This is a genomic window from Streptomyces sp. HSW2009 (assembly GCF_040240285.1).
Taxonomy (GTDB): domain Bacteria; phylum Actinomycetota; class Actinomycetes; order Streptomycetales; family Streptomycetaceae; genus Streptomyces.
Window position 1 is genome coordinate 1 of sequence record NZ_JBEHZD010001186.1, and the last position, 374, is coordinate 374.

The window sequence follows — 374 nt, forward strand, 5'->3', positions numbered from 1 at the left end:
ACGTTGGTGTTGCGTACGGATACGTCGGGGAATCCGACGTTCGCTGAGTTGTTGGAGCGGGTGCGGGCGTGGGACTTCGAGGCGTACGCGCACCAGGACCTGCCCTTCGAGCGGCTGCTGGAAGTGGTGAACCCGGAGCGCAGCCTGTCGCGACACCCGCTCTTCCAGACCATGCTCACCCTGGACAACACCGAGCAGAACTCCCTCTCCACCACTACCGCTCTGCCCGGCCTCTCGGTCACGGGAGAGCCCGTACACACCGGCGCGGCCAAGTTCGACCTGACCTTCCGTTTCGCGGAGCGTCGTACGGCTGAGGGTGTGGTGTTGGACGGTGCGTTGGACTTCAGCACGGACCTCTTCGAGCGCGGCTCGGC

1 protein-coding gene is annotated in these 374 nt (G+C 65.5%); it reads left to right on the forward strand.

What is annotated here, in order from left to right; genetic code table 11:
- On the forward strand, nucleotides 1–374 hold a 374-nt coding region (locus tag AAHZ94_RS35145; RefSeq protein ID WP_349997696.1), incomplete at both ends, for a condensation domain-containing protein.